General features: G+C 63.2%; 8 protein-coding genes and 1 pseudogene. 6 read left to right on the plus strand and 3 right to left on the minus strand.

All coding sequences use genetic code 11. The features are described from left to right. The 5 genes from WAN02_RS31095 to WAN02_RS31115 all read left to right on the plus strand — a co-directional run. On the plus strand, nucleotides 1-260 hold a 260-nt coding region (locus tag WAN02_RS31095), incomplete at its 5' end, for an enoyl-CoA hydratase/isomerase family protein (RefSeq protein ID WP_422269216.1). Between the two features lie 76 nt (nucleotides 261-336). After that, the gene (locus tag WAN02_RS31100; RefSeq protein ID WP_422269217.1) at nucleotides 337-1,509 is read left to right on the plus strand and encodes an acyl-CoA dehydrogenase family protein; all 1,173 of its coding nucleotides are present in this window, start codon (nucleotides 337-339) and stop codon (nucleotides 1,507-1,509) included. Then, entirely contained in the window at nucleotides 1,506-2,732 is a 1,227-nt protein-coding gene (locus WAN02_RS31105; protein ID WP_422269218.1) for an acyl-CoA dehydrogenase family protein, read from the plus strand. The genes WAN02_RS31100 and WAN02_RS31105 overlap by 4 nt, the downstream gene beginning before the upstream one ends. Nucleotides 2,733-2,890: 158 nt before the next feature. Then, entirely contained in the window at nucleotides 2,891-3,850 is a 960-nt protein-coding gene (locus WAN02_RS31110; protein ID WP_422269219.1) for an SDR family NAD(P)-dependent oxidoreductase, read from the plus strand. A gap of 607 nt (nucleotides 3,851-4,457) precedes the next feature. Next, nucleotides 4,458-5,663 carry a cytochrome P450 gene (locus WAN02_RS31115; protein ID WP_422269220.1) on the plus strand — a complete coding sequence of 402 codons (1,206 nt, stop codon included), beginning with the start codon at nucleotides 4,458-4,460 and terminating at the stop codon, nucleotides 5,661-5,663. Between the two features lie 136 nt (nucleotides 5,664-5,799). On the opposite strand, the gene WAN02_RS31120 is transcribed toward WAN02_RS31115, so the two are convergent. Genes WAN02_RS31120 through WAN02_RS31130 form a run of 3 tightly spaced genes read right to left on the minus strand, consistent with a single transcriptional unit; the run spans nucleotide 5,800 to nucleotide 7,620 of the window. After that, nucleotides 5,800-6,963, minus strand: coding sequence for a thiolase C-terminal domain-containing protein (locus tag WAN02_RS31120; RefSeq protein ID WP_422269221.1), 1,164 nt, complete (start codon nucleotides 6,961-6,963; stop codon nucleotides 5,800-5,802). Then, nucleotides 6,960-7,367, minus strand: a complete 408-nt coding sequence (locus WAN02_RS31125; RefSeq protein ID WP_422269222.1) for a Zn-ribbon domain-containing OB-fold protein — start codon at nucleotides 7,365-7,367, stop codon at nucleotides 6,960-6,962. Before WAN02_RS31125 ends, WAN02_RS31120 begins: the two co-directional genes overlap by 4 nt. A gap of 37 nt (nucleotides 7,368-7,404) precedes the next feature. After that, the gene (locus WAN02_RS31130; protein WP_422269223.1) at nucleotides 7,405-7,620 is read right to left on the minus strand and encodes a ferredoxin; all 216 of its coding nucleotides are present in this window, start codon (nucleotides 7,618-7,620) and stop codon (nucleotides 7,405-7,407) included. Between the two features lie 212 nt (nucleotides 7,621-7,832). On the opposite strand from WAN02_RS31130, the pseudogene WAN02_RS31135 reads away from it, so the two are divergent. After that, nucleotides 7,833-8,096, plus strand: a pseudogene (locus tag WAN02_RS31135) (thiaminase II); the annotation flags it as partial.

Consider the following 8,096-nt stretch of genomic DNA (forward strand, 5'->3'; position numbering starts at 1 on the left):
GTTTAGTACTCGATGTGGTGGCCGACGGCGCCGTGGTGGACCGCGCGTTGCGAACCTGCCGGTTGATCACACGCCACTCGCCCATGGCCATCTGGATGACTAAGGAGACGATGTGGCAGAACGTCGACGCGCCATCGCTGCGTCACGCACTCGACCTGGAGAACCGCACTCAGGTGATGTGCTCTCAAACCGGCGATACCGCCGAAGCGGTAGCGGCATTCGCCGAAAAGCGGGCGCCGACTTGGAAGTCGCTTCGATGAACTACGTGCCGGCGGCGCCATCCTCGACGCACACGCGGCTGACTGATGCGAAGCGTGTGCAGGAGGTCAGGTCCTGATGGAAGGCGACATCGCCCAGTCGGTACTTGAACTGCTCGCGGACAATGATCCAACGGCGATGACGGAACGGGAATTTCTGGGCGCGAGGTTTGACAAAGGCCTGGCGTGGGTCAACTACCCCGTCGGAGCGGGTGGCTTGGGCGCCCCAAGGCATTGCCAAGACGACCTCGAAGACCGGTTGGTCGTCGCCGGCGCAGTGCGCCCACAAGTGTGGCGGAACCCGATCGGACTAGGCATGGCCGCACCGACGATAGTGACGCACGGCAATGAGCGACATCTGCGGCTGCTTCGCCCGCTGTGGACCGGTGAGGACATCTGGTGTCAGCTCTTTAGCGAACCCGGTGCCGGCTCCGATTTGGCCAGTGTGGCCACCCGCGCCGTCGCCGATAGCGGGCGCTGGATTATCAACGGCCAGAAGGTGTGGACGTCGGGGGCCCATCGCGCCCGCTGGGGCCTACTGCTCGCGCGCACGGATCCTCATCTTCCCAAACACCAGGGGTTGACGTTCTTCATACTCGATATGGCGCTACCCGGCATAGATGTCAAACCGTTGCGACAGGCAACTGGCCAGGCTGAGTTCAATGAGGTATTCCTCACCGATGTCTCTGTCCCGGACAACATGCGCGTCGGGGGAGTCGGACAGGGCTGGACGGTGGCACTGACGACGTTGCTGAACGAACGGTCCGACGCGGGGGGCGCCACCGCGCGGGAGGATCAGAATATCGGGCGACTTGCTGCGCTGTGGCGCGCGCGTCCAGAGCTTCGGAACCCTGCTCTCCACCACCTCGTCCTGCAGGCGTGGGTCGACACGGAAGTCACACGGATCACGAGCGAATACTTCACGCAAATCGCGGGGGACGGGCCGCCCGGCCTTGAGGGCGCAGGCGCGAAAGTGATGTTCGCCGAGAATAATCAGGCCATTACTCGGTTGATGACCCAACTCGACCCCGACAGTACTCTGCACTACGACTCATGGGACATCGATGGACAGTCCTGTGATCCGTTTGACCCGTCGCGGCCCTACACATTCCACTACCTGCGGTCACGGGCGTACTCCGTGGAAGGCGGCACGACCGAGATCCTGCTCAATCAGATTGCGGACCGGGTCCTCAATCTTCCGCGCGAGCCCAGAATCGACATTGCCACGCCGTGGAAGGACCTCCCAAAATGACCTCCCCAGACCATGTTTCGCCGATGCCCATACTGCGGGAGGACGAGGCTCGCGACGACTTGCGTAAAGCACTTCGTGAGACGCTTGCCGAACGCTGCAGCACCACCTCTGTCCTCGACCACGTTGCAAGCCGCCAGGGATACGACCGTGACCTCTGGCGAGTCATCTCCGACGAGATGGGTTTGACCGCCATGCTCGTTCCCGAAAAATTCGGCGGCCACGGTGCCACCGTGCGAGACGCGGCTGCTGCCATGGAAGAACTCGGCCGTGCTGTCGCCCCAGTCCCGTTCCTCGCCAGCGCCGTGCTGGCCACCAACGTTGTCCACGCAGCGGCGACATCCGGAAGTGACGCCGCACCAGAGTTGTTGGCGCGGTTGGCCGCCGGTGCGATCGCCTGCCTGACTGTCCCGGCGACGTCGTCGCCCTTCGCGCCCGTCGACGTCACGGTGAGGGCAGATGGAAACGGTGCACTTACCGGCAGGGTCACCAATGTCTTGGCCGCAGATTGTGCCGATCTATTCGTCGTCCCCGCGGTCGGACCGGCCGGCATCGTGCTGTTTGCCGTCGAATCCAAAGCGGCCGGGCTGACCATCATCCGTCGTACCTGCCTCGACGAGACACAGCCTGTCTCCGATGTCGGGCTGGCGGGAGTGCGTGCAATAGCGTTGGCACACAACGAGTCCGCACCGACGATGCTGTCTGTAGCGCTGCAGATCGCTGCGGTGATGCAGGCATCTGAAGCGGTGGGAATCGCTGACTGGGCGCTCGACGAGGCAACGTCCTACCTCAAGGTGCGCAAACAGTTCGGCCGTCCGATCGGGTCGTATCAAGCGCTGCGTCATCGCGCCGCACACATGTGGATCACCAATAACCAAGGCCGAGCAATCGTCAGGTACGCGATTGCGTGTCACGCTGACTCGTTAGAGGATCGGATGATCGCGCTAGCGATGGCCCAGGCGTACAGCGTTCCCAACGCCCTAGCGGTCAACGAGGCGTGCCTGCAGCTACATGGTGGGATCGGTTTTACCTGGGAGAGCGGCGTTCACCTGCATCTCAAACGCGCTCTGGCCAATACTGTGCAATTCGGCACCTCTGCACTCGCGCTCTCTGCGCTCGGCGACGCGATCAACATCGAGGCGCCACCTGACGCACGGGGCCAGCGTGGTGAACGAAGTGCAGGACATGACCTCGCCGCGCCGCGACGTCGCATTGAAGCCCGATGACCCTAGCTGGGCGGCATTGTGCCGCTGCGATCGCGGCTCTGCGGCTACACCGGGCACATCACCGCGGCGACCGTGCTACTCGACGCGGCCGGTAACTCGCCGAGCGTGCCTTGACCCGACCTGGACATCACACACCTCGACAATACGAAGGAACAGAAGTGCACCAGCCTCCGATGATGAACGGCGCGACCAACTTTGACACCGACTCCTCACCTACGGCCGATGCCACGATGACAAACGCGCCCCGGCTCGCCGGTCGTACCGCGATCGTGACTGGCGCCAGCCGCGGTATCGGTCGAGCAATCGCCATCGCGTTTGCACGCGAGGGAGCCGCGGTGGCCGTCGTCGCGCGCAGCGAAACCGAATGGAGTCCCATGCATCCCGGAACCATTCACGACGTTGTCAAGGACATCCACCAAGCCGGCGGACACGCGATCGCTATCCCCGCGGATTTATCGCAACCCGCTGACGTTGAGAAGCTCTACGACGTGGCGCGCACTGAACTCGGCCCCATCGACCTCTTGATCAACAACGCTGCACTCACCGTGCCGGGGCGCCCGCAGGCATCCCGGGCCGACACCGCGACTCACCAACAGCCGAGCGACGCGAGCCAATCACCAACGCCATGGCAGACACTCTCGATCCTCGACGTGCCACTCAAGGCGTTCAGAATGCACTTCGAGATTGGGCTGTTCGCGAGCTACCGGCTGACGCAGCTGGTGCTGCCTGACATGATCAAGGCAAACCGCGGCTCAATCGTCAACATCAGCTCGTCAGCCGCACTGGACCCCGGCGAGGGCCCATATACCGATGACGCCGTCGCCGGACCGATCCCATACGGATGCAACAAGTTGGCGATGCACCACCTCACTCAGACAGTTGCGCTGCAAATGCAGCCCTACGGCATCGCGGCGAACTTGCTCTTGCCCTCCGAACCGGTTCTGACACCAGGGAATCTGTTCGCCGCAGCCGACGAGACGCAATGGGCCGACGCCGCAGACTTTGCAGAGGCTACCGTCCGGGTCGCGCTATCGGACCCCCGACAGCAGAACGGGTGCGTGCTGTGGAGCGATGACGTCTTGCATCCCGAACGCGGACGGCGAGGATGGCTCCGGTGACACTGAACACGGAGCGGCAGACCCAGTATCCGGCATGTGCGAGGCACCACCTCTACGATCACCGCATCCCTCATGTGCACTGCAAGCCGTCCGCGGTACCAGAATAACCCGAGCACCTATATATCGCTTTGAGTGTGGATTTTTTCGGAGGATGATTCGGGCCGCGGCTGGCTCTGCAAGACGATCAGTCCGTCCATGCGAGGGGCGCTCGAGTCGCAAGGCCGCCGTTGGGGCTCCGCTAGCATGCTCACCTGCAGCTTGCCGCCCTGCGAACCCGGGCGGGCGGTTCCGCTTGTGTCGACTCGCCAGCGCCGCCCGACTTTCCCTTGCTTGACCCGGTGTGGTGCGAAACACTTTGAGTCGCTATAATAGTGATCGATTTAACTCGGGTATTCGCACCTAACGCATCTGCACACCCACGATCTGAAGGCAACGGCAATAGGGCGGTTGGACGGCAAGGTTGCATTCCTTGGTTGAGAACCATGGTCGCAGGATGGTCGCCCGACGGTCCGACGTCAGGGATCTAGGAGCGGTTCCTCGAGCACAAAGCGGTCAGATGGCCGGCGCGACAGCATGTCCCAGATCCCGTTACAGAAGGAGACAATCGATGACCGCCGCGCAACGTGGTGCAGCGACCTGCCCTGTCGGGCCCTATTCTTGGTCGTCCGGGGACCACCCGCCAATGACGGGATTCCAGCAATTCGACGGCGATAGGCTGCCGCCAGTGTTCTTCACGAAGGACGCGCAAGGCTATTACGTCTTCACCGATCACGACGTGATTGCCGAGGGCTACACGCGCCCAGACTTGTTTTCCAGCCACGCGATGGAGCCGATCCAACCCGACCCGCCGTACATGTGGATCCCTGAGATGCTCGACCCGCCCGAGCACACCAAGTGGCGCAGGCTGCTCGCCCCCCTGTTCACCCCGGCCCGGGCGGCGGCGATGAAAGACGGCGTTCGTGCTCTCGCAGTCGATCTGATCGATCATCTAGCGAGCGCAGACCACTGCGATTTCGTGACCGGATTCGCCAACAAGTTCCCGACGACGATCTTCCTGAGCCTTATGGGCCTTCCGCAGAGTGATCTCGACACATTCCTGAAATGGGAACACGAGGCTCTGCACCTCACCGAAGAGACCGACCCCACCCGCGAAAAGTCCGCGGCGGCAATGGCCGAAATAACAAGGTACTTCGTAGAGGCCATTGCGAACGCGCGCAAGTCCGAAAACGACGGGAAGTCGGACATTATCAGCCAGGCGGTGCGCTGGGAGATGGATGGCAAGCCGATCCCCGACGCCGACGTGTTGTCACTCGGCACGCTTATGTTGCTGGCCGGCCTGAATACCGTCGCCTCACAGTTGTCCTACGCCTTTTATACGTTGGCAACGAAACCTGAATTGCGCCAAAGGATCCTCGATGACCCGACGGTCATTCCCGCGGCAGTCGAGGAGTTCCTGCGAGCCCACCCAATTGTGCAGCCCGGCCGGCGCGTCACCCAGGACGTCGAATTTCATGGATGCCCGCTGAAGAAGGGCGATATGGTGCTGTTCCCGCTCGCGGCGGCGGGACGTGACGCGAACCAATATGAGCGGGCATCCGAGATCGACTTCGATCGCGGGCCATTCCGGCATATCTCCTTTGGTTCTGGACCGCACCGCTGCCTGGGTTCGCATCTGGCGCGCGTCGAGCTGGCGGTCGCACTTGAGGAATGGCACAAGCGGATTCCCAATTACCGTATCGCGGAAGGCGAGTCGATCGTCGAACACCACAGTGGCGTCTACGGCCTCAACAGCTTGCCGCTGGCGTGGGCCTGACGCGAGAGTTAGCGGAAGGGGCGCACCACACCTTCGAGCGCACCTGCCTGGCCGCTGGGTGGGGCGCCGAGTCGACACCGGGGCGCCTGACGCCATCGAGGGGTCGACGCGCGGTGCTTCTGTGCCGTGTGGTGGGTCAAACATTCGTCAGAGTCATCGCGCCGACCTGGGGTCCGTAGGAATTGGCCACCACGGACGTGCGGGCGCCGGGAACCTGACGCAGGCCGGCCTGACCGCGCAGCTGCAGAACCGCTTCGATGAGCAGGGTGAGGCCGTGCAGCCGGCCTTCGCCGAGGTGGCCTCCCGCGGTGTTCAACGGTAGCGAACCCCCAGGGCCGATAGTCTTACCCTCGGCCACCCAGTCGCCGTACTCGCCGCGGGCACAGAACCCGAGCGCTTCGATCCACGACAGGGTGATGTGGGTGAACCCGTCGTAAAGCTGCGCACAGTCGATGCCGTCCGGCCGAAGCTCGGACCGGCTCCACAGCGTTCGCGCGCAGTCGATAGTGGCTCCGAAGACCTGGTCGTCTTCGAACATCCAGTCGGGATTGCGGCCCGTTCCGTAGGCCAGGCTCTCGATCATCACCGGAGTGTTCGGCAAATCTCGGGCGCGTGCCGGTGACGTGATGACGACCGCAGATGCGCCGTTGACGGGCCGGTCGCAGTCGAGCAAGAGGAGGGGGTCGACCACTATGCGCGAGGCAAGGTAGTCCTCGAGGGTCAACGGTTCGCGGAATAGCGCGCGGTCGTTCATCGCTGCCCAGCGCCGTGCGTTGACGGCGAGGTAACCGTAGTGCTCTTGCGTCGTGCCGTACTCGGCCATCCGGCGTTGCTTCCGCATGGCCATGCTGACCAGGATCGACTTGTTGGTGCTGTTGCCGTACGGGGCGGTGAACTGCTCGCGACCAGTGATTTCGGTGGGGCCATGTGAGGTGCCGCCGTGGTAACCGGCCTCGGCGGACATGCACCGGTAGGCGAGGGCTACCTCGCAGGCTCCTGAGGCGACAGCCATAGCCGCGGCCATCGGCCCGGCAAGGCCGGACGGGCCGGCGGTCTCCAGGTCCTGATAGGCGGTTAGGTCGGGAATGCCGAGGAGTCTGGCGGTGGTCAACGTATCAGGTGACTCCGGCCCGAACCTGCTCTGGAACAGACCGTCGACGTCCTCCGGATGCAGTCCGGCATCGTGAAGAGCAGCCCGGCAAGCCTGCAGGGTCAACTGTTCTTTGCCCGGCCCTCCGCGCAACGCAGTGGGGGCGTAGCCGACGCCGACCACTGCAGTGGGTTCCAACCGCCGGCTCACGGCACACCACGGAACTGAGGAAGCATCCGGTCGCCGCTCGCCCTGAAGGTGACCTCCACCGGCATTCCCACCCGGACCGACTCCAGGTCCGTGTCGACGATGTTGGTGAACAGGCGCACCCTCGAGTCCTCTTCAAGCTCAATCAGGGCGACGACGTAGGGAAGCCGGTCCGCAAAAGCTTGGTGGAACGCGCGATCGACGGTCGCGAACGAATACACCTGTCCCCGCCCGGACACCTCGATGAATGAGAGGTCATCTCCGTGGCACCGTTGGCAGGTGATATCGGGCGGATACTGCAGGTCCTGACAGGTCGAGCACCGCTGGACCACCAGAGAGCCGTTGTCAGCAGCGGTCCAGAACGGGGCACTGACTTCGTCGGGAATGGGGGCAGGTCGCTGCGTCATCGATACCTTCGCAAAGGGGATTCAGGGCAGGCGGTTGCTACTCCGCCCACTGGCCGCCGTCTTCGTCAATGATGAGCGCCATTTCGGGGCACGTCGCAACGCCTGCGCGGACCACACTCTCGTGGGCTTGCGCCACCTCGTGCGGTTCCAGGGTGCTGTAGCCCAGGTCGCCGACGGGGAACTCCTCTGGATCGACCGCATAACACTGGCTGTGTCCACGACACCTGTCGCGTCCAACCGCACTTTCATGCAGCGCTCGCTTCCAGCCGTAATTGAAGTTACAAGAGTGCTAATCGATGAATTATAGCTCGAATTATGCACAGGGTTCAGCACTTCGCTCAGTGCTCCCACCCGCGTCCAATCAGGCCGCTTCGAAGACCGCGGCGAGGCCGAAGAAATGACACGAATCTGAGACAGACTGCAACCGAGCAGGGGGGCTATGGGGCTGGAATCATCGCAGTCGTGATGCGAGGCGGATGGACGGGACGGTTGTGGGCCGAAGCTGCCGGCACCTACGCGGCGATTTTGAAGCACCCATTCCTGGCTGGCCTGACCGACGGCAGCCTCGACCCGGAACTCTTCATCCACTACGTCGTCCAGGACGCACACTATCTGCGGGATTTTGCTCGGACGCTGACAGTTGTGGGCAGCAAGGCACCAACACACGCCAGTGTCGGCATGTTTGCCCGGCACGCCGCCGGCACCGTCGAGGTCGAGCTCGCCCTACAC

It is taken from the genome of Mycobacterium sp. (assembly GCF_049281135.1).
GTDB lineage: Bacteria > Actinomycetota > Actinomycetes > Mycobacteriales > Mycobacteriaceae > Mycobacterium.